The sequence below is a fragment of the Paenibacillus sp. NPDC055715 genome (assembly GCF_053617595.1).
This window is the reverse complement of sequence record NZ_JBSHGA010000004.1, coordinates 1-24,043: the sequence shown is the minus strand read 5'-3', so window position 1 is coordinate 24,043 and position 24,043 is coordinate 1. Positions and strand designations below refer to the sequence as shown.

The following is a 24,043-nucleotide window of genomic DNA, read 5'->3' as shown; positions in this document are numbered from 1 at the left end:
ACGATAAAGAAAAACTTTTAGCTTGGGTGTCTCATAATTCTGTCAAAAGCCGTTGGAGACAAATGGTAGAATAAGCTTTAAAGATTAATTGAATGTTTCTTTTGTTTTATAAATAACTATTATTGCATATAGAGTTATAAATTATAAATGAAACATTTATAATAAAAATTCTAACATTCTTAAATTTCTCATTGTGATTGCTTGACGAGTTATCGCCTTCTAAGCTACGAACCAGTACCTTCCGTACATCTTGATTTTACATATCTGATTTACCAAAACAGCAACACCACTTTTTAAATGAGAGGAGTTATTAATATGGCACAAGTTATTCCGAGTCTAGATTTAAAATGGGGGTTTCCGTATACCTCTCCTAATGGAACAGAGCCTTCACCTTATATGTACCAAATTGATTTAAATCATGAAGTAGGACCAGGTATGCTGTTCCATGATTGTTTGTTGAAAATTGCAAATGCTCACAAAGAACACGAAAATGGAAGCACCTATTCCTGTTATGGAAGTTGGATTGGTGAAGGAGTAGTATGGCTAATGTATCCATTAAATGACGCTGACGGACGTGAAAAAGCACTCTCTGATAAGGAAATTATGTATGAAATATACGGCGAAAAGGAAGGCAAAGAATGCTTAGAAGCGTTTGCTTCTACGCTGATTTCAAATGAAAGCAAGTTGCTAAAATACTATCCTACGGCTAGTAACCCTTCAAAAGAAAAGGAAGAAACGCCGTTGGAGTATATTTATTACGCCATCGTCCGGCTCAATGAGCAAACTGACACGGAAGAATATCAAGAAATGGTATCTAAAGCAGTTCAAGCCCACAATCAGCACAGTCAAGGCTTAAAGTGGGTAACCTATGTCGAAGAGGGGACAAATCATCGCATGCTTCATCTATATGTGCCAATGAGAAGTTTCGGTGAAATGGATCATTGGCAAGGTCTAAGGGATATTTTAAGCGTATATGGGAGTGAGGAGGCAAAGAGAATTTATGACTCACTCCTTTCCGGCGTTGAAGACTACAAATCATATTTGATGACTTTCGTACCTAGTTGCGATAATTCCGGTTGTGAATTCGTTGAGTAGTAATCTAAATGTATGATTATTTTGAACTCTAAAAAAGGAGTGTTTATTTATGGAACAATTTATATATAACCTTGATTTCTATATCATACCAGGCAAAAAAACTCAATTTGAAGAAAACTTCACCAAAATCCTTGTGGCACATAATAATCATCCTCAAGGACTGGGACACAGGCTGACATTTTACCGGACGTTTATTGGTGGAGATGACGTTTTGTCATTGACGCTTCCAATGGAGTCGTTGGGTGATATGGATCTATGGATGCATACACCTGAAATTGTTATTGAGTATTTCGGTCAGGAGGAAGGAATCCGTATTCTGAACGATTACTCTGCAGCTATGAAGATATGGAAGAGCAAGATTACGAAACGCTTCGAATTTAACACAGCAATTTAACAAATGCCGCCATCGATGGATTTCCATTTCAGCGGTGGCGGTACTTATTCACTCTATCATTCCAGACAATATTATCTAAAAGTGTTCCTTCACTTTCCAAAGAAGAAACACTTTTTAAGTGTGCACGTTTTTTTATTTGTGGAGGTGAAAGTAGTGTTCAAGAAATCTTCAATTCTGGAAATTATCCAACGACGTGTGGTAGAAATGCCAAATCAAGCGATACATACGTTTCTTAAGGACGGAGAACTCCCGTCTGACTTGCTCACTTATGCTCAGCTAGACCTTCGAGCCAAAGCCATAGCAAGTGCTTTACAGGTCAAGGTTAAACCGGGTCAGCGGGCAATTCTTCTTTTTAATCCTGGCATCCATTATATAACAGCGCTTTTTGGCTGTTTATATGCTGGAGTCATTGCGGTTCCTGCTTATCCTCCCCGTCTTAGGCATCATTCGCTTGACCGGGGGTGCCTAAGAATTTGCTCTATGATTCAAGACTCTAATCCCGTGATTGTGTTAACTGAATCGGGATTAGAGGCACAACTTGAAGATTGTATAGAACAGATCCCTGAACTCTTAACGATGCTACGCTTAGTAGTTGACCACATCGCTTGTGGTCAAGCGAACTCCTATGTTCCATTTGATGCAACTTCGGGCATGGTAGCCTACCTTCAATATACATCTGGTTCAACGTCCATCCCCAAGGGAGTAATGATCACGCACGGTAACTTGTTGGCACAATGTCATCTTATGGTGCAATCCTTGCGATATAAAGAGGACTCCGTTTCTCTTATATGGCTTCCTCCTTTTCATGATTGGGGACTAATCGAAGGAATTATGCTTCCTGTTTACAATGGGCATTGTGGATATCTGATGGACCCGGTCTCTTTCGTACAGCGGCCCGTCCGCTGGCTTGAGGCGATTACACAATGGAAGATTACACATGGTGGAGGACCAAACTTTGCCTTTGATTTATGTATACAAAAGGTTTCGCCAGAGCAAATAAGTGAGTTAGATTTGAGCAGTTGGGGCTCCGTAGCTGTTTCGGCAGAGCCCGTTCGAAAAGATACGTTAGAGCAATTTGCATTAAGGTTCGCCACTTGTGGATTTAGACGGCAAGCGTTGGCACCCGCGTATGGGATGGCGGAAACAACCCTTCAAGTTGCGTCATCCCTAAATAATGGACCGTCCTATGTCATAGCAGATGCTTCAGAATTGGCCTTGAATCGAATCGTAGATTGTAGTGATGAAAAAAATGGCGTCGCCTTGCCATCCTGTGGGAACGCCGGTTGGGATACGAGAATTCTTATCGTTGACCCGGAAACATTTAAAGTGTGTCCCGATAATCAGGTGGGTGAAATATGGGTAGCAGGCAGCTCGGTAAGTGCAGGATATTGGAACCAGCCGAAGGAGACAGTAGATATTTTCCAGGCCTATACTAGTGAAACAAATGAAGGACCTTTTTTACGTACGGGTGATCTAGGTTTCTTGCGGAACGAAGAGTTGTACTTTACGGGACGTTTTAAAGATTTAATTATCGTCGATGGGCAAAACCACTATCCACAAGATATAGAACTCACTGTAGAGAAAAGTTGCTCTTTTGTACGTAGAGGTGCGGGCGCAGCATTTGCTGTAACGACCATTGGAACGGAAGGGGTTGGTGTTGTCTACGAAGTCGAGCGTTCAGCTCGCAAGGCTAAACTTGACATAGAGGCGATCGCTCATCAAATTCGGGAGACGATCTCCGGCGCTCATGGTATTTCACTAGTATGCCTCGCCCTAATTCGTCCTGGAAGCATTCCGAAAACAAGCAGTGGGAAAATTCAACGTAGCGCCAGCCGTAAGGCTTATGAAAACGGGTTGCTGAATACTATTGTTAGCTGGAGTTCCTTGGAGCAATCTCAAAAGAAAGACAGGGCAATTCAAGTGGATCATCACAAATGGGGAAAACCTTCCAGTCCTGAGAAAGCAGAGACGCTGGAGCGATGGATCTGTGAACAGATAGCTCCCCGGCTAGACATGCTTCCTGAGGAAGTTAACGTGCGGATGCCTTTTTCGTCTTTGGGGCTCAGCTCAAAAGAAACCATCCTTCTGACGAGTGAGATAGAGTCGTACGTCGGATGGAAGCTATCTTCGACGTTGCTTTATGAGCAACCAGACATCCATGAGTTGGCGAAATACCTAACAGAGGAAAATTATGTTAACAAGAGGGTAATCAAACTTGAGTCAAATCCGCCCAAGCCAACTGATAATGTGGAATCTGTTGCGATTGTTGGAATGGCGTGTCGCTTCCCTGGAGCATCCGATCCGGAAGATTTCTGGCAGGTGCTTCAGAGAGGAGAGGACTGTATTACCGAGATCCCGCCAGATCGTTGGTCTCTGGAAAAATATTATGATGCTGATCCTGACGTGCCAGGAAAAACTTATAGCAGGCATGGGGGGTTCCTATCCGATATTGATGTCTTTGATGCTGGATTGTTCAATATCTCACGTCCTGAAGCAATGGAAATGGACCCGCAGCAGCGGATTCTGCTGGAGTTGAGTTGGGAGGCTCTGGAGCGTAGCGGTCAGTCGCCAGATCGTCTGGCAGGTCATCCTACAGGGGTATTTCTTGGTCTTAGCTACAGTGACTATCAACGGTTGCAGTTTATGGATATTGAACGACTTGGCCCGTATGCTGTTTCTGGCGGAGCGTTAAGCACGGCTGCAGGACGAATTTCATATTGCTTGGGACTACAAGGGCCTTCAATAGCAGTAGATACCGCCTGTTCATCTTCGTTAATGGCCGTGCACTTGGCCTGCCAAAGCTTACTCAATGGAGAATGCGAGATAGCACTAGCGGGTGGTGCCAATCTTACGATCGCGCCCCAACTGTATATTAGTCTCTCAAAGGCAAAAATGTTGTCCCCAACTGGACGATGCCACACCTTCGACAGTACCGCCGACGGGTATGTACGTGGGGAAGGTTGCGCAGTAATTGTATTGAAGAAGCTTTCTGATGCTCAAGCTGCAAAAGACAATATCTTAGCAATTATCCGTGGTTCGGCTGCCAATCAAGACGGACGGACGAATGGTCTTACCGCACCGAGCAAGGCTGCCCAGACGTCGGTTATACGCGAAGCGCTCAGTAATGCGGGTGTACTGCCGAATGAGGTCCAATATGTGGAAGCGCACGGTACAGGAACTGTATTGGGAGACCCTATAGAAATGCATGCTCTCGCAGACGCGCTTTGTGAAGAACGCAATGGGGAAAATATTCTTTTTGTCGGTTCTGTAAAAACGAATATAGGTCATTTGGAATCAGCAGCAGGCATTGCGGGTCTAATAAAAACAGTTCTTTCGCTGCAAAATCGGTCTGTACCCAAAAACCTTCATTTCCATCAGCCTAACCCTTACATTAATTGGAACTCGCTTCCTATCAAAGTACCGACGCAAAATATGCTCTGGCAGCCAGGACCTTCTTTACGAAGGATCGCTGGAGTCAGTTCATTTGGATTCAGTGGGACTAATGTACATGTTATTCTGGAAGAAGCGCCATCTGTTGTGGAAAAGCCGATAACAGAACCTGTCGATTCTTCGTTACATCTGCTAACTTTGTCAGCGAGCAGTGAATGGTCGCTACGGACTTTGGCAGAACGATACGGGAGATTTCTGGAAGAATCTCCATCAGTTTCGTTAGCAGATTTCTGTCATGCGGTAGATACGACGCGAGCTGATCTGCAGTACCGAATTGCTATGGTGGGGGCAACTAAAGAGGAATTGGCTGCTCAATTGCTCTTAATAAATAAGGCAATGGACAAACCAATCACTTTAACAAAGGCTTTAAAAACACCAAAAATTGCTTTCATTTTCGCTGGACAAGGAGAGGCGTACCCCGGTATGGGGCGGCAACTATATGAGACGGAATTCATATTCCAAAAGACCATTAATGCTTGTGACCTAACGCTTCAGGCATTTCCTGCATTTCAAGGGCGCTCAATTAAGGCTGCAATTCTTGGAGAGAAGGAAGCAAACAACTGGATGGAAGACACTTCTTATGTTCAACCACTTCTTTTTGCTTTTCAGTATGCCCTAACCAAACTTTACTGCACTTGGGGGATTGAACCTTCTGCTGTGAGTGGTCACAGTTTAGGAGAATTTTCTGCTGCGTGTACATCCGGCGTGTTGGACTGGATGGATGGATTGCGATTAGTGGCCGAACGAGGTCAGTTGATGCAATCTTCCGCAGAACCCGGCCGCATGGTCGCTGTTATGCTAGGAGTATCCGAAGTAGAAAACCTGCTGGCACCTTATAATGACCGTTTATCAGTCGCTGCTATTAACAGTGCAGGGAATACTGTGGTTGCTGGGGATACAGAGGCTATTGACCAATTGTGCGAGCATCTGAACGCCAATCGAGTGGACAGCCGACTTTTGCGGGTTTCACATGCTTTTCATTCTCCCAAAATGGATATAGTGTTGGAGCCATTTGAGGCTGTTGCGACAAAATACGCTTATGGAGCACCTCAAATTCCACTCATTCGTAATTTGACTGGGACAGCTTGGGAAGCTGGAGAAAAGCCGAATGCCGAGTATTGGCGTGATCACCTTCGTCAGCCGGTAAAATTTGCGGCGGGTATACAAGTACTCGGTGGGCTGGGTTGTGATGTATTTATCGAAATCGGGCCAACAGCAACACTCACACATTTGATATCTCAGACTCTGATTAATACCGTCTCTCTTCCGTCATTGAGGAAAGGAAGGGACGAAAGAAGAACTCTTTTGGAGACACTAGGGTCATTGTATTCGAGAGGATCTATTTTAAATTGGAGCGGCAGAAATACACGACAGTCAAAAAAAATTGCACTCCCTACCTATCCATTCGATAAAAAGCATTATTGGAGTCCATCAGTAACGGCTGATTGGTCAAATAACAGGGAAGCAAGAGGAAGCGAGCTTACAAGTGAAGCTGAATCAAGTAACAGCGTATCTTCTGGATTCGAGTCAACGATAGAGGATCACCTGTACTGCGATGTGCGGAAGGAGGACATCAACTATATTGAGCGAATCCTTGAGAACGGAACAGATCGAACAGAGGCTCTAGTCGCTTATCTTCAGAAAGTGTTAGCTTCAATGCTAATGCTTTCTGAACAATCTCTGGAAGATCAGCAAGTGATGAGCACAATGGGATTCGACTCGTTGATGGCTATACAATTGCGCAATCGTCTGAAATGCGATCTTGGGATTGAACTGTCCATCGCCTTACTGATGGGGGAAGCGACAATAGTAAGCATAGCTTCAGAATGTGCTCGACTCGTTGACCTTGCGATAAGCGCCGGTTTGCAAGTTGAGCCAGAGGTGATTATGCGACTGGACAGGAAAGAAAAATCGTTCGCGCTGTCGACGTCGCAAATGCAGCTCTGGTTGCTTCAAGAAATAGACCCTTTAACGACTGCTTACAACTTGCCTACCGGCCTGCGACTGAAAGGAACGCTGCAACAAGACATTTTGCACCGATGCCTTCAGGAGCTTCTTGACAGACATGAGATTCTACGGGTTCGTATTGATGTTGTTGAAGGGGAACCACGCCAACGGGTACTTGCTCCCGAACCAATGCCATTACCAATCGTTGATCTTCGCCATCTCTCACTAGAACAGGCTGAGCAAGAAGCGCGCCGTATTGCTTTAGAGGAGGCAAGTTGTCCGCTGGATTTAAATAAAAATCCGCTTATGCGGGCGCAGCTTATAAGACTTAGTGAAGAGGATCACATTTTGCTTCTCTTGTTTCACCATATCGTGGCAGACGGATGGTCTTTGGTCGGTGTATTACTACAAGAGCTGGATTTATTGTACACCGCGTTTTTGAAGGGGGATGATTACCCGCTTCCTGAACTGCGAATTCAATATGTTGATTATGCCCAGTGGCAGCGGTCACGATTAAGTGCCACTTATCTCGCTCCTCATTTGCACTATTGGAAAGAGCATTTGGAAGGGGCTTCTTTTGAACCCTGCTTTCCAGCCGATCGGCAGCGGAATGCCTTTACTAAGCATGTTGGGCGCAGGATACACGCTTACCTGTCAACTGATTTAATAGAAGCGGTGAATGCATTGAGTCGGGCTCAGAACGTTACTCCTTTTGTGACACTAGTTGCGGGCATGAAGGCTTTATTGTATCGCTGGACTGGCCGTGAAGACCTGATCATTGGCACAACTGTGTCCAATCGAACAACGGACGAGCTTGAACATCTGGTGGGTGACTTTACCAATCATTTGCCTTTGCGTACGACAGTGAGTGCGGAAAAAAGTGCTTTGTCATTCATTCAAAGGGTTGGAAACACAGTTTTGAACGCTTTTGTTCATAGTGAATGTCCTTTTGAGAAAATCGTTAATGCGGTTAATCCTGACCGTTACGGCAATCGAAATCCATTGTATGATATTGCAGTTGTTATGCATACATTTTCAGACAGAGCGACTTCGTTAAAGATTGGCCCTGCCTTGGATGCCTCCTTTATCGCTCCAGTGGCACAGATCGACAATGGTACGTCTGAGCTGGATTTGATTTTCGACCTGCTTGAAACTCCAAGAGGTTTGCTGATCGAATGCGAGTTTGATACCGAGATATTCGATGCTACGACTATTGAAAGATTTATTCAAAGCTATGAAACTTTGATGTGGGGGCTGGTCACTAATCCAGCATGTGCTGTTAAGGACTTGCCGCTTTTATCAGAGGCAGAGAAGCGTAGGTTGATAACAGAGAATAGACAAAGTCTTATCGAATTTTCACCACAAGCTTGTTTGCATCAATTGTTTGAGAAACAGGTTCAATGTCATCCTGACAACGTGGCCGTAGTTTGTGGCGACAGCCAACTGACCTATGAGCAGTTAGAAGTCAGATCGAATTGCCTGGCACGCAGACTCATTGATTTGGGAGTTGGCCAAGGGATTGGGGTTGGTATTTGTACCGAACGCTCCATTGAAACGGTTATTGCCATTCTTGGTGTTTTGAAAACCGGGGCTGCATATATAGCCTTAGATCCAGTGTACCCTACAGAACACTTAAACTTTATTCTCAGTGATTCATCAGCTACATTCGTTGTGGTACAAGAGACAACGCGTGAGCGTGCGCTTCAATTGGAGGGGGCTCAAATCATCTGTATTGATGCTAGAGTGGAACCCCAGTTAGAAGATGGCAAACCTCTTGAAGTTGCTGTGAGTCCCCATGACCTTGCTTATGTCCTTTATACGTCGGGTTCAACAGGAAATCCAAAGGGGGCACTGATCACACATTATAATGTCGTTCGGTTATTTCAGGCAACAACGGATTGGTATCATTTTGGAGAAAAGGACGTATGGACCTTGTTTCATTCGTATGCGTTCGATTTCTCCGTTTGGGAGCTGTGGGGGGCGTTGCTTCATGGGGGTAAGCTGGTAGTGGTCCCTTATACTACAAGTCGTTCGCCGGAATTGTTTTTGGAATTGTTACGTGAACAAAAAGTGACGGTGTTGAACCATACTCCTTCTGCTTTCCGTCTTCTGATTTACGCGATTTGTCAGCGCTCTGATTCGGTTCCACTTGGTTTGCGATATGTAATTTTCGGCGGTGAAGCACTTGACACTAGGCAACTTGTCCCTTGGATTGAGCGATACGGATTAGACAGTCCACAGTTAATTAATATGTACGGTATTACGGAGACGACGGTACATGTGAGCTATGCCCCAATCCAATCCATACAAGAGGCGATACTGCATCCCGCTTCGATCGGCATGCCAATACCTGATCTTCAGATTCATATTCTCGATTCTAGCCAGCGTCCACTGCCGCTTGGAGCTATAGGAGAAATTTGCATTGGTGGAGCTGGGGTTTTCCAAGGTTATCTGAATCGTCCTGATTTGACAGAATCTCGGCTGATTAAGAATCCATTCGATACACACAAACTTTTATATCGATCGGGAGACTGTGGACGTATGTTGCCAGGAGGTTCGCTAGAATATTTCGGGCGTGGAGACGGGCAAGTCAAAATTCGTGGTTTTCGCATTGAATTAGGTGAGATTGAAGCTGTGATCAAGCAGCATCCAATGGTTCAAGATTGTGTGCTGCAGGTATGGGAACCGACATCAGAGGATCGCCGATTGGTTGCACATGTCGTTGCAAATCCAGAAAGTGCTAAAACTGTTTTGTTCGGAGAACAAATGGAACAAGAGCAAGTTTTTCAATGGCAAACCGTCTTCGATACGACCTATGGTCAGGGAGAAGCATATGAAGATCCTACCTTGAACATCACAGGTTGGACTAGCAGCTATACCAATCAGCCAATCCCTAAAAATGAAATGCATGCTTGGGTCGAACATACGGTAGCACAAATTAAAAGATTAAAAGCGGATCGTATTCTGGAAATAGGCTGCGGTACCGGTATGCTTTTGTTTCGGCTGGCTCCAGGTTGTACATGCTATACGGCTTTAGATCTGTCCGATGTGGCCTTGAACTATATTCGGAGTCAAATGGCAACTGTGGGGATAGAGGAAAACAAAGTGCAATTGCTCCATCGATCCGCAGATGACCTATCCGGACTGGGGGACCATTTGTATGATACAGTCATCATCAACTCCATGATGCAGTATTTACCGAGCATTGAGTATTTTATAAATATATTGCATCAAGCGGTGCAACGGGTGAAACCAGGTGGGACAATCTTTGTCGGCGATGTAAGGAACGCTGCTCTGCTAGAAATTTTTCATACCTCCATACAATTTTTTCATGCGCCGGAGGACATGAAGTTATCACGTATTTGTGCTGCTGCCCGGCATGCAGTAAGAGAAGAAAACGAACTGCTCGCTGAACCTGAATTTTTTTATGCACTCAAACGTCAGATACCGCAAATAAGTCATGTGGAGATTTATCTCAAACATGGAAGCTGCGACAGTGAGTTGGTACGGTATCGTTATGACGTGATGCTTCACATTTCTGCTGAGGATGCTTTCAGTGCGGATTCACCTGAATGTAATCCACTAGTGCTTGATTGGCAAAATGAAAGCCTCACCCTCTCTTCTCTACGAAGCATGATAGAGCAAGAGAATCCTGAAGCTTTAATCGTTAAGAGGATACCGAACCGGAGATTGTCAAGTGAACTGGGGATTTGGGCGCAGGTCATGCATGGACCCAAGGAGCGGACGAAATTGGACGTGCTGCCTCTGGTTTCAACTTGTACTAAGGAAGGCATTGATCCTGAAGAACTGTGGGCTTGGGAGCACGAACTGCCTTATTCCGTTCATGTTGGTTGTGGTGATACAGCAGATGAGCTCCATTCTTTTCATGCTGTCTTGTTGCATCGAGGGATGAGCATACAGGGAAAACGTTTTTTTCTGCCTGAGCCTATATTTGAGGAGAGACCTTTAAATTCGTATGCAAATGACCCATTCCAAGGTACGTTGGCAAGGAAGCTTGTACCACTTTTACGCACTTATGTATCCGAGAGGTTGCCTGCTCATATGGTTCCATCTTCATTTGTGATTTTGGATAAAATTCCTCTTACTGAAAATGGAAAGCTAGACCATAAAGCTCTTGTTGAGCCCGATTCCGAACGGCCTGAGTTGGAAACTGTTTACGTGAAACCCCGCAACCCGATTGAAGAAATGCTGGCTACTATTGTTTCTGAGATTTTAGGTATCGAACAGGTTGGAGTGAATGACAATTTCTTTGATCTTGGAGGTAATTCACTGCTTGCCACCCAATTTGTGGGTCGAGTTCGCGCAGCTTTTATGGTTGAGGTACGTTTGGTTGAACTGTTCACCTCTCCCACGATTGCTTTATTATCCGAACACATAGCAGACTTGCTGGTACAAGAAGTGGGGAGCGAGATATTGGAAGAAATCGCATTAGCAGAAGATGCTTTCGAATAATTATGTTCGCCAAACAGAAGAAGCGAGGGGGGAGTAACGTGAACGAGTCATCACAAAAAATGAAAGCATTAACGCAAACGCAGTTGAACCAAGTACTGGAGCGTATAGGAAGCAAGAAAAAGGGGATGACCCCTATACCACGCCGTGACCATAAGGAACATGAAGCAGGTCTCTCTTTAACCCAGCAGCGATTGTGGTTCATGTGGCTTCTTGATCCGGACAATCCGTATTACAACGTTCCTGGTGTTCTTCATCTAACTGGGGCGTTGGATTTCTCTGCACTGGAACGCAGTTTGAGCGAAATCGTCCGCCGTCATGAAGTACTACGCACCGCTTTTATTGAAGAAGAGGGGCGAGTCGTTCAGCGCGTAATGCCAGTAGAAGATTTTCGTTTATCGTTTTTCGATTGTAGCACACTGTCAGAGCCTGACAAATCAACAGAAGCAGAGAGAATCGTCTTGGCCGAAGCCAGTCGCACGTTCCATCTGGGAAAAGCTCCTTTGATTCGGGGAGTGGTCGTGCAAATGAGCCCACAAGAGTCTTTATTTGTGGTTGTTATGCATCATATGGTTTCAGATGGATGGTCGCTCGGAGTGTTCTTGAAGGAACTGGCCGCTCTTTACGATGCGTTGAGATTAGGAAATGCATCGCCATTAGCCGATCTTAAAATCCAGTATTCTGACTTTGCCGAATGGCAACGGAGCAAGTATGAAGCAGGGGACATGCGGGAGCAACTAGCTTACTGGAAAAATAAGTTGGGAAATGATAATACTCCTATTTTTCTTCCTGCAGACCATCGTCGTCCGGCAATTCAAAGGTACAAGGGAGCCAAATTGCGAGTAATGCTACCGTCTGACCTGCAGCAAAAGCTGGAAGATACTGCTCGTAAAAGAAATGCCACTTTATTTATGATCCTATTAGCTGGTTTGCATGCTCTACTGTACCGTTATTCTAACCAAAGCACGATCCGCATCGGCTGTCCTGTTGCGAACCGGAAATATCCGGAAATGGAAGATCTGATCGGTGTTTTTATGAACACACTTGTAATGCGCGCTGATCTGTCTTCTGAACTTTCTTTCATTGAGTTGTTGGATCAGGTTCGTACTACCGCTCTGGAAGCACTTGAACATCAAGATGTACCTTTTGAAAAATTGGTAGAGGAATTGCAGCCTGAAAGACACTTGAGTCACAACCCTTTATTTCAAGTGGCTTTCTTTTTTCAGAATTCACCGATGCCACCTCTGGAACTGGCTAACTTAACGATACAACAAATTCCAGTAGATTGTGGAACCTCTAAATTCGATCTTACGTTTCAAGTTACTCCATGCGAAGAGGGATTGGAACTCGAAATCGAATATAATACCGATCTGTTCGATGAATCTACCGTAGCCCGTATTTCATCTCATTGGCAAACGTTGCTTGAATCCGCTGCAAGCAATGCGGAACTGTCGATTGGCGAACTACCGATACTTAACAAAGAGGAATTGCTTGATTTTCAAGCATGGAACAATACGTCGTCCAGTTATGACGGCCCTTGGCTGCTCCACGAAATGTTTGAGAATCAGGTTCGTCGTACACCGAATGCCGTAGCCTTAGAATTTGAAGGTGAAAAGCTCACATATCTGGAATTGGAGCAGAAAAGTAACCAACTGGCTCACTATCTGAGAAAGAAAGGGATCGGACCGGAACAGACGGTAGGTATGCTTTTGGATCGTTCGTTCGAGCTCGTTATTGGCATTTTAGGTATCCTTAAGGCCGGCGGTGCTTACGTACCTATAGGTCCGGATTATCCATTGGAACGAATCCGCTTCATGATTGAAGATTCTAACGTGCAGGTTCTTCTTACACAAACGCACTTAAAGGAAGTTTTTCCTGAGTTGGAAATTTATGCGGTTATGCTTAATGCCGAGTGGGAGAACAAAATTTCTCAAGAAAGTGTATTGCCGGTAAACGTCGATATAAAACCGGAGCATCTAGCATATGTCATATATACCTCCGGCTCGACGGGCAAGCCCAAAGGGGTTATGAACGAACACCGAGGAATTTGCAACCGAATGCATTGGATGCTTGAAACTTTTCAGCTTGAAACCTGCGATCGAGTCATTCAAAAAACGACATACACGTTTGACGTCTCCATTTGGGAGATGTTCTGGCCGCTGATAACGGGCGCACGGCTGATGATAGCCAGACCGGACGGGCATGTGGATAGTGCGTACTTGGTTGATTTCATCTCAAAACATAGAATTACCGTGGCTCATTTCGTCCCGTCTATGCTGCGAATTTTTCTGCAGGAGCGGGATTTGAGTCGCTGTTCCTCACTCCAGCAGGTCTATTGTACAGGCGAAGCACTTGCCCCAGATATTGCGCAAGCGTGTATGAAAAGACTAGGAGTCCGTTTGATTAATCTGTACGGCCCAACAGAAGCTGCAGTCGAAGCCACTTGGTGGGAATGCAAGCAGAATGAATTAACAGTGCCCATAGGTCGACCTATTGCGAATATGCAGATGTATGTATTGGATACCCAAGGACATCGTGTGCCGATCGGAGTGGCAGGGGAACTTTATATAGGCGGAGTAGGTGTAGCTCGCGGCTATTGGGGCCAGGAAGAACTGACAGCGGAACGATTTTTGCCTGATCTATATACAGACAGACCAGGCGCTCGATTGTATCGTACTGGCGATTTGGCACGCTTTCGGTCGGACGGTGCGTTAGAGTTTCTCGGCCGTAATGATGATCAGGTCAAAGTCCGTGGATTTCGGATTGAACTGGGGGAAATCGAGGCAGTGATGAGGCAACATGCGGGCGTACGTGATGTTGTCCTGATTGCGCAGCCCGATGCTTCGGGTAGCTCCAGACTTATCTCCTATTGGGTGAGAGCAGAGGGCGCAACGCTATCGATCGCTGACCTTCGTGAATATACACGGCAAGCGTTACCTGCATATATGGTTCCTTCATTGTTCATTGAACTGGAACATATCCCCCTCTTGGGCAATGGCAAAGCTGATCGTAACTCTTTGCCCTCACCCGATGCGTCGCAGTGGGACAAAGGCAAGGCTAAAGTATCTCCCCAGACACCGTTACAAAGAACGTTGGTCCAAATATGGAGCGAGCTGCTCGGTATCGGTGAAATTGGAATAGAGGACAGTTTTTTTGAATTAGGAGGACACTCTCTTTTAGCCATTCAATTAGTTTCCAAAATCCGAGAGGTTTTAAAAATAGAGTGCCCCCTGCATGAATTAATCGCTGCACCGACGATTGCTGAGCTATCGGCTTACTTGGATAAAGTTGCAGCCGAAGGAGCTTGTTCCGGGTTGCCGCAAAGTTCCGGAGAGTATGCTTGGAAACCTGCTGTTCCAGCCCCAGAGGATCTCTATGAGCCTTTCCCGCTCAATGATGTGCAGCAGGCTTATTGGATCGGCCGTCGTCCTGAATTTGAGCTTGGCGATGTAGGAGCACATCTTTATATCGAGATTGAGACCGATATATTCCCGGTCTCACGTTTGAATCATGCTTTAAACGTACTCATTAATCGTCATCCGATGATGCGAGCTATCGTCCGTAACGATGGAATGCAGATTATTCTTAAAGAAGTTCCGCCTTATGAAGTAAAATACAGAGATTTGCAACATTTGAACTCCATCGAGGTAGAGCGAAAGCTTAATGAAATTCGGAATAAACTTTCACATCTTAATGAACCTGCTGATCGGTATCCTATGTTTGATGTCAGTGTAACCCGCTTTTCCATAGACAAGCTTCGTTTGCATTTTAGCGTAGACCTATTAATCGGGGACGCACAAAGTTGGTACGTTTTGCTGCAAGAACTTACTCAGCTTGTACATAATCCGCAAGTTCCTTTAAAACCATTAGAGTTGACATTTCGCGACTATGTGCTTGCTGAGCAGCAGATACTTGAAAGTGAAGCGTATACTCGTTCGGAAGCTTATTGGGCCGCACGGATACCGGAACTACCGCCAGCCCCTGAACTACCTATTGTCCGCTCAGCGGGTCCATTAAAAGCATCAAGGTTTCGCCGTCTCGCTTCTTTCCTTCATGCGGAAGATTGGCGTTTGCTTTGTGGCTATGGAGGACGCTTTGGAGTTACTCCATCGATTATTTTACTAGGGGCATTCAGTGAAGTGCTAGCCGCTTGGAGCAGAAATCCGAGGTTTACGATAAATTTAACGCTTTTCAACCGCCTTCCCTTACATCCAGATGTGAACCGGATTATTGGCGATTTTACGACTCTAACGTTATTAGAGGTGGACTGTTCTAAAGAAGCTTCATTTGGATCGCGGATAAAAATGATTCAGCAGAAGCTTTGGGAGGATTTAGATCATCGTTTTTATAGTGGTGTAAAAGTGATGCGTGACTATGCGCGCACCAATCTGGACAATTCTGGCGTAGTTATGCCGGTTGTTTTCACTAGCACTTTAACGGCGGTCGATGGTCTCGATGCCTCCGTGATGCGGGGCTTGGGCGATGTGGTGTATGGGATAAGTCAAACCCCGCAAGTCTTTCTGGATCATCAGGTTTACGAAGATGCCGGCATGTTGCGTTTTCATTGGGATGTGGCTGAGGAACTTTTCCCTCCTGAAATGATCGACGATATGTTTACGGCCTACTGTTCTTTGCTCAGCCGATTGACGGAAGAGGCTCAGGCTTGGGATGAGCCTGTCAGACACTTATTGCCAATGAACCATTTGGAGCGGATTCATGAAATCAATGCAACGGAGACAGCACTACCAGGAGGATTGCTTCATGAGCCATTTTTTGAACTGTCACGCCAACATATGGGTAATTTGGCCATACAAACGCCTGAATTAACATTAACTTACGGTGAATTGGCGTGTCTTGCAAACAACTTAGCCTGCTGGATCGAAAGCCGGGGTATAACTCGGGATCAACCCGTAGCGATAGTGATGGAGAAGGGATGGGAGCAAGCGGTAGCTGTGCTTGGAATCCTGCGTGCCGGTGCCTCTTATCTTCCGATTGATCCGAGCTTACCGGACGAGCGGATTCAATTGCTGTTTTCAGATGGAAACATCCGTTATGCCATAACGAAATCAAGGGTGAATTCACGTATTGACTGGCCCAACCGGGTCGAACGTTACTGTGTGGACGATCACAATTTTCAGGAGGATGAAATCCTTCAACCTATGCAACATTCGGCTTCAGAGGATGATTTGGCCTACATTATTTATACGTCGGGATCAACAGGGGTACCCAAAGGGGTAGCTATTACGCATAGAGGTGCAAAGAATACGCTAGAAGATTTGCGTACCCGCTATCAGATAGGGTTTAGAGATCGGGTACTGGCTTTATCTTCGCTTAGCTTCGACTTGTCGGTGTTTGATCTAGTAGGCATGCTTCAATCAGGCGGTACAGTCGTTTATCCACATTCCGAGGGAGTTAAGGACCCCAAACATTGGCTTGACCGAATGGATGAATGTCAGGTTACTGTTTGGAACACAGTTCCTGCTTTAATGGGTCTTTTGGTTGATTATGCGAATGCGTCATTTCGGCGTTTGCCGGACAGCTTGAGGTTGATATTACTAAGCGGCGACCGGATTCCTATTCGCTTACCAGAAAGGATTCGTGAAATTGCTCGGCCGGATGTGAAAATTGTGAGCTTAGGGGGTGCGACGGAAGCCTCAATTTGGTCGATTCTATATCCCATTGAACATATTGAGTTGGCTTGGAAAAGCATCCCATATGGTCGACCAATGGCTAACCAGCATCTCTATGTGCTGAATGAAAAACTGGAGCATCGTCCTGTCTGGGTTCCCGGGGAATTGTATATTGGGGGAATCGGATTAGCCTTGGAATACTGGCGAAATGCGGACAAAACTCTTCACAGCTTCATTACTCATCCAGAGTCGGGAGAACGATTGTATCGCACCGGAGACTTGGGACGATACTTGCCAAGCGGTGATATTGAGTTCCTGGGACGAGAGGATACTCAAGTCAAAATTCGAGGCTTTCGGATCGAACTTGGCGAGATTGAAGAAGCACTGAGGGGGCATGAGGCCGTTAAGGAGGCACTTGTAACAGTGAAGGCGGGTCCATCGGGTGATTCTTCAGTTGCAGGATATGTGCTGCTTCATTCTTCTTATACCAATAAACTCGACGGTCAGCACTTGAGAATGTACCTAAGCGATAAGCTTCCAGATTACATGGTTCCAGCCGCAGTCTTTATCCTAGAGCAGTGGCCAATAAACGCTAACGGAAAACTGGATGTCAAGGCTTTGCCCGCACCACATCAGATTGGACTGACTACAAAAACGGATGCAAGCCAACACAAGAAAGAAACAGAGCGGAACCAAATTTTGACCTTAATTAGGGAGACCTTACAGTTTGAGATTTTAACAGAGGAATCTGATCTTCTTAAGCTTGGCGTTACCTCGATGGATGTTGTGCGAATGGCGAATGCTTTGGAAAAAGCATTCGGTATTCGAATTAAATTCGATGAATTCTATCATCATCCGACAGTTGGGGACATAATACGCTCGTATACTTCCAGACTGGATAAAAATACAATGGTGAAATCCCGGCAGGCCCAGGCGGTCAAAGCTGAGGAAGAAACCGCAATGGTTGATTATGAAATCATTTTGGACCCTGAAGAACGCGAGCATTTTAAACGACAGCGTCACTGGTTGCGATCGGAACCGTACGCTCCTTCAATTGACCTAACCAATAAGAAAAAATCTGCCGGATTCAAAGGATTGGAGCCATGTCGTCATTTTGCGCAAGAGATTGTACCCTTTATCCGTCTGGCAAGAATGCTCCAATCGCTGCGGCATCATGAGGTGGGTGGAAAAAGCAGCAGGCAATACCCATCTTTCGGTGAACTCTATGCGGTTCAGACGTATTTATATGTTCATGGTAGACACATCGAAGGACTGGATGAGGGGATATATTACTATGATCCGTCCAAAAATAGGCTTCTGTTCCTGTCGCCTGAAGCGCAGTTAAGTAAAGATATTCACGTCCCGTTCGTATATCAGCCCGTATTCGAGCAGGCAGCTTTCTCAATTTTCCTAATAGCTGATCTGGATGCCATCGGACCGATGTACGGAGAGCAGGCTACCTGTCTGTGCACGCTTGAATCTGGTTATATGGGACAGTTACTTATGTCTGAAGCGTCAGTATGTGAGCTGGGTCTATGCCCAGTCGGCGTAATCGAATTTGATTCTATCCGAAGTCTGTTCAAATTGAAAGACAATCATGTGCTGGTGCATTCACTTCTCGGCGGAGTACCCGAAAGCCAGACTAACGATCTGGAAGGGGACGGAGAAGAATACGTTTGGGAGGAAGGCATATTGTAATGAATGATACCACTACCAGCCTTATACGCGCCAAAGTAGACCAGATTCGTAAAAAGGGGATTGATCTGTGGGTTGAAGATGGAAATTTACGGTTTCGCGCGCCCAAAGGAGTTCTGACACCGGAGTTACGTTGCGATCTTCAAGCTCACAAAAAAATGCTGTTATCTTATTTTCAGGAACAAGAGGGAGGTAGTGGGCTGTTAAGCCTACCACTCGTCCCCATTAGTAGAAAAGCCGAACTGCCTCTGTCATTTGCCCAACAAAGATTGTGGTTTATGCAACAGCTTGATCCTACTCATATTTCATACAATGTACCAATTACTACTCAGATTGAAGGAGCTTTGGACGCTGACATTCTAGAACGTTGTTTGAACGAAATCATCCGTAGGCATGAAATGCTGCGGGCCACATTTCCATCATCTAATGGAAAGCCAGTGCAACATATCCAAGATTCGATGTTTCTCAAATTAGAACGTGTCGATCTTAGGGGGGAAGTAAATACAAAGCGGAAGAACCTTGCCCTGAAGTTGGTCGTACAGGAAGCACGCATTCCTTTTAACATTGCATCGGGTCCGCTAATTCGTTCAAAGTTGATTCGTATAGAGGATGAATCATATATTCTTGCATTGAATCTACATCACCTTGTAACTGATGGATGGTCTATGGGGATTTTGGGCCAAGAGATCTCGATTTTGTATGGAGCCTTTTTGGCAGGAGAGCCGTCGCCCCTGCCCGAACTGGAAATCCAATATGTTGATTTCGCTTATTGGCAACGTCGATGGATAGAGACAGATGCTTTACAAACTCAAAAGGAGTATTGGCATCAAAAGTTGGAGCATTTGCCTCCTTTAGAACTGCCTACGGATTATCCTCGTCCAGCCCGGCAGAGTTTTAAAGGGGACATGGAAACCTTTTTATTTCCTGCTTCATTAGCCGAAGCGCTAGCTGATTTTAGCCGTCAACAGGGTGTAACCATGTTTATGACCGTCTTGACAGTTGTCAGCGTGCTTTTAACCAGATATACGTCACAGGATGAAATTTCGCTGGCCACCCCCGTATCTACACGCAGGATAACCGGATTAGAAAAGGTAATCGGGACCTTTATGAATACGTTAATCATGCGGATTGATGTAGCTGAAGAGCCTACTTTTCTTGAATTACTGGAACGCGTGCGGGACGTGGCTATCGAAGCATTCGAGCATCAGGAGTATCCTTTCGACAAGTTGGTAGAAGAAGTTCAACCAGATCGAAGCGTAAGTCAATCGCCTTTATTTCAAGTGCTTTTCTTATTTGAGACGGTTAAGTCTTCTTTGATTCAATTGCCCGGATTGCAAACTGCTTCCATCCAGGTCCCTTTAGGCACTTCTCGCTTCGATATTGTGCTGTTACTCACTTCCACTGAACGCGGGTTAGAAGGAGCTTTAGAGTATGCAACAGATTTGTTTGAACCTTTAACTATTCGTCGAATGATCAGGCATTTAGAATTGCTTTTAAATGGAATTGTTGCAAACCCCCAAGCTCTTCTATCCGAACTGCCTTTACTTACGTCTGAAGAAATCAGGATGCAGGAGAAATGGAATGCGATCAAAACTGCATTGGTGCAGGAACGCACATTGCATGAGTGTTTTGAAGCGGCTGTGGAAGCTTATCCTGATCAGATAGCACTTGTTTACAAAAACGAGAAATTGACCTTTCGCGAATTAAATAGGCGCTCCAATCGTTTGGCCCACCGTTTACGTAAACTCGGTGTGGGACGGGGGACTCGGGTAGGCTTTTGCCTTAACCGTTCAATTGAAGCGATTGTGAGTCTGCTTGGGATTGTAAAAGCGGGCGGTGCTTATGTTCCAATTGATGCTACTTATCCTGAAGATCGAATTCGTTACATGATCCAAGATGCTTCATTGGCAGTGATCCTGACTGACAAGTTTCTGGAGAGCAAGCTTAACGACAATTCAGCGATTCGTGTATATTTGGAGGCCGGGGAAGAAGGGCTAGCTGAAGAATCCGATCTTAATCTGGATCGGTTGGCAATGCCAGAAGATCCGGTCTATGTCATCTATACCTCGGGTTCGACAGGCCAGCCTCGTGGGGTCGTTGTAACGCACAAATCAGTATTCTATTTAAGCGAGGCCTTGGAGGAAAGGATTTATCGCCATCATTCAGGAGTACAGCAGATTGCAGTAAACGGTTCTTTATCCTTTGACACATCGGTCAAACAGATTATTCAGCTTTTTCGGGGCCGCACATTACATATCATCCCTGAAGATATTCGTTTGAACGGCAGCGCCTTCGTGGCTTACCTTCGAGATGAGGAAATTGACGCTTTCGACTGTACGCCCTCCCAGTGCCGAATGTTGATGAGATTCGGGCTTTTAGAGCATCAGGGTAATCGTCCATTGCTTGGATTGATCGGCGGAGAGCCGATCGAGGAATCAACATGGTTGGAGATGCGTGAAGCCAAAGGACTGGAGTTTTATAACTTATACGGACCTACAGAGTGTACGGTAGATGCTACCGTTGCCCGGGTGCGAGACAGTGTTTTTCCTTCTATAGGCTATCCATTATCTAACGTTACAGTTCACCTGCTTGATGCACATCAGAATCGGGTCCCCCTAGGAGTTAACGGTGAAATCTGGATCGGTGGCTCCGGCGTATCCGAAGGCTACTTGGATAGGCCGAATTTGACAGCAGTAAAATTTTTGCCGGATCACTTTTCTGATGTGGAAGGAGCTCGGCTATATCGGACCGGCGATATTGGAAAACAGCGTGATGACGGTTCAATCACTTTTGTGGGCCGGATCGACGACCAAACCAAAATCCACGGATTTCGGATTGAGCCCGGTGAAATTGAATCTGTATTTACTAGTCATCCGGATATCGAGGAAACATGTGTCGTAGTTCGTAAAGATGAAGCGGGACAGGATACTTTAGTTGCCTATGTCGTGCCGACACTCGAACGTGCTCCCATGGTTTCAGGGCACAGGCGATATCTACTGGACAATGGTCTGGCTGTCGTGCAGTTGAATAAAAATGAGACCAACTTTTTGTATCACGATATTTATGAAAATCTGGCTTATCTTCGGCATGGTATATCGATCGAGGAAAAAAATACTATTTTTGACATAGGTGCCAATATCGGTTTGTTTACTCTGCAGGCCCATTTGCAAGCTCCCGGCGTGCGTATTTTCGCATTTGAACCCAATCCATATGTACGGGAATTAACGACTTTAAACGCTCGTTTGTATGAAGTCGAGGCCACGATCATAGACTGCGCGCTCGCCGCGGAGGAAGGAATGGGAGAGTTTGCTTTTTACCCTAAATTTTCTTTTTTGTCAGGTTTACACACAGATTTACATGAAGAAAAAGAACTGGTGCGTTCCTACATTCGCCGTAACGGTACCCCATCGATGGACATGGATCAAGCGCTGGAGACTATTCTGAACGACCGTTTGAAAAGCGTACAACTGTCTGTTCCTGTCCGCAGGCTCTCGGATATAATGCGCGAATATCAGGTCGAACGCATTGATTTATTGAAAATTAATGTAGAAAAAGCTGAATTAGCCGTGCTTCAAGGGATAGACAATGAAGATTGGCCCAAAATCGAACAAGTTGTATTGGAACTCCACGATGTGGAGGGCCGTCTTCATATTGTCACCGATCTGTTAAGGCACCATGGCTTCGAAGTGATCTCGGAGAAAGATTGGTCTCTGGATGTTTCGCAAAGCGTCTATTATATTTATGCGACTCGCGAACTCAAAGAGACTAAGGTGAAAGATTGGGTGACTCCAACACTTCCGATGAGTGCCAATGAAATTCGTAGCTACGGTAAGCAAAGGTTGCCAAATTATATGCTCCCATCACAAATTGTGTTTATGGAACAACTACCATTAACACCGCATGGGAAGGTTGATCGCAAACGGCTTCCTGCACCTGAAGAAGCTCGTAAACAAGATTCAGGCACACAGCAGTTTCCTCAAACTGCAGTTGAATGCGCGGTTGCCTCCATATGGAAAGACCTGTTAAATATCAGTAGTGTGGGTCTTGATGAAAATTTCTTCGATATCGGAGGGCATTCTTTATTGCTTGCACAGGTCCACGCCAGATTAAATGCCGAACTTTCCAGCAATATTGAATTGTTGGAGTTGTTCGAGTATCCAACGGTTCGTTTATTGACTCAGCGGTTAACTCACTTCTCAGAAGAGAATGTGGAGAACACTCTGAATCGAGCGGAACTTGCAGCAAGAGACATGGTAGATGCCGACCCCAAAGATGAATCGGTGGCCATTGTTGGCATGTCGGGAAGATTCCCTGGAGCATCCGATATAGAACTGTTCTGGTCAAATTTGACTAACGCGGTCGAATCCATCCGGCATTTCACGCCAGACATGCTGGAAAAAATCGGCCTTTCCAAAGATATATATGCATCGTCTGAATATGTATCTGCTCGAGGAACGATTGATGGAATTGAATGGTTTGATGCAAGCTTCTACGGCTATAGTCCAAGGGAAGCGGAGATGCTTGACCCTCAGCAGCGTTTGTTCCTTGACTGTGCTTGGGAGGCGGTGGAGAAAGCCGGATACGATCCCTCAAGAGGAGAAACCCCTATAGGTGTTTATGCGGGATCAGGCATTAGCACGTACTTACTTTTCGGGCTGTTCTCTCATTTTAATCTGGCAGATCCGCTACTTTCTTATCAAGCGATTATGGGGAATGATAAAGACCATCTGTCAACGCGTACTGCCTACAAATTAAATTTGAAAGGGCCCAGTATTTCGGTGCAGACTGCGTGCTCGACTTCTTTGGTAGCCGTTCATCTTGCTTGCCAAGCATTGTCGCGAGGCGATTGTGACATGGCCATTGCGGGCGGAGCGACCATTACTGTTCCTCACGAACAGGGATATGTCTACCAAGAGGGGGGGATTTTCTCTCCAGACGGCCATTGTCGGGCTTTTGACGCTCAGGCAAAGGGAACGGTCGCTGGAAGCGGTGTAGGTGTCGTGGTCCTTAAACTGCTGAACAAGGCATTACAAGATGGCGATACCATCCATGCTGTCATTAAAGGATCTGCCATTAACAATGATGGCGGACGAAAGGTAGGCTACACGGCTCCGAGTATTGGAGGACAGGCGGAAGTGATCCAGATGGCACTGGATTCGGCAGGTGTCAAACCCGAGACCATTTCCTATGTGGAGGCTCATGGTACCGGCACTCCGCTTGGTGACCCCATTGAGCTGGCGGCGCTAACGAAGGTGTTTGGAGCTTCGGATGGTCCCTGGTGCGGGATTGGCTCGGTGAAAACCAACGTCGGTCATTTGGACGCTGCCGCAGGGGTGGCCAGCCTGATCAAGGTGGCGTTATC

At 45.7% G+C, this 24,043-nt stretch carries 5 protein-coding genes; all 5 read left to right on the top strand.

Features of this window, described 5'->3' with window-relative positions; genetic code table 11:
• Positions 1-315 precede the first annotated feature (315 nt).
• Positions 316-1,095 (top strand): hypothetical protein, encoded by a 780-nt coding sequence (locus tag ACWGOO_RS08645; RefSeq protein WP_452482522.1) that lies wholly within the window; start codon positions 316-318, stop codon positions 1,093-1,095.
• A 49-nt stretch (positions 1,096-1,144) separates the two neighbouring features.
• Positions 1,145-1,489: a hypothetical protein gene (locus ACWGOO_RS08640; protein ID WP_452482520.1), complete on the top strand. Its 345-nt coding sequence runs from the start codon at positions 1,145-1,147 to the stop codon at positions 1,487-1,489.
• 3 nt (positions 1,490-1,492) lie between these two features.
• The gene (locus ACWGOO_RS08635; protein WP_452482518.1) at positions 1,493-11,359 is read left to right on the top strand and encodes an amino acid adenylation domain-containing protein; all 9,867 of its coding nucleotides are present in this window, start codon (positions 1,493-1,495) and stop codon (positions 11,357-11,359) included.
• A 38-nt stretch (positions 11,360-11,397) separates the two neighbouring features.
• Entirely contained in the window at positions 11,398-18,684 is a 7,287-nt protein-coding gene (locus tag ACWGOO_RS08630; protein ID WP_452482516.1) for an amino acid adenylation domain-containing protein, read from the top strand.
• On the top strand, positions 18,684-24,043 hold a 5,360-nt coding region (locus ACWGOO_RS08625), incomplete at its 3' end, for an amino acid adenylation domain-containing protein (protein WP_452482514.1). The genes ACWGOO_RS08630 and ACWGOO_RS08625, both read left to right, overlap by 1 nt.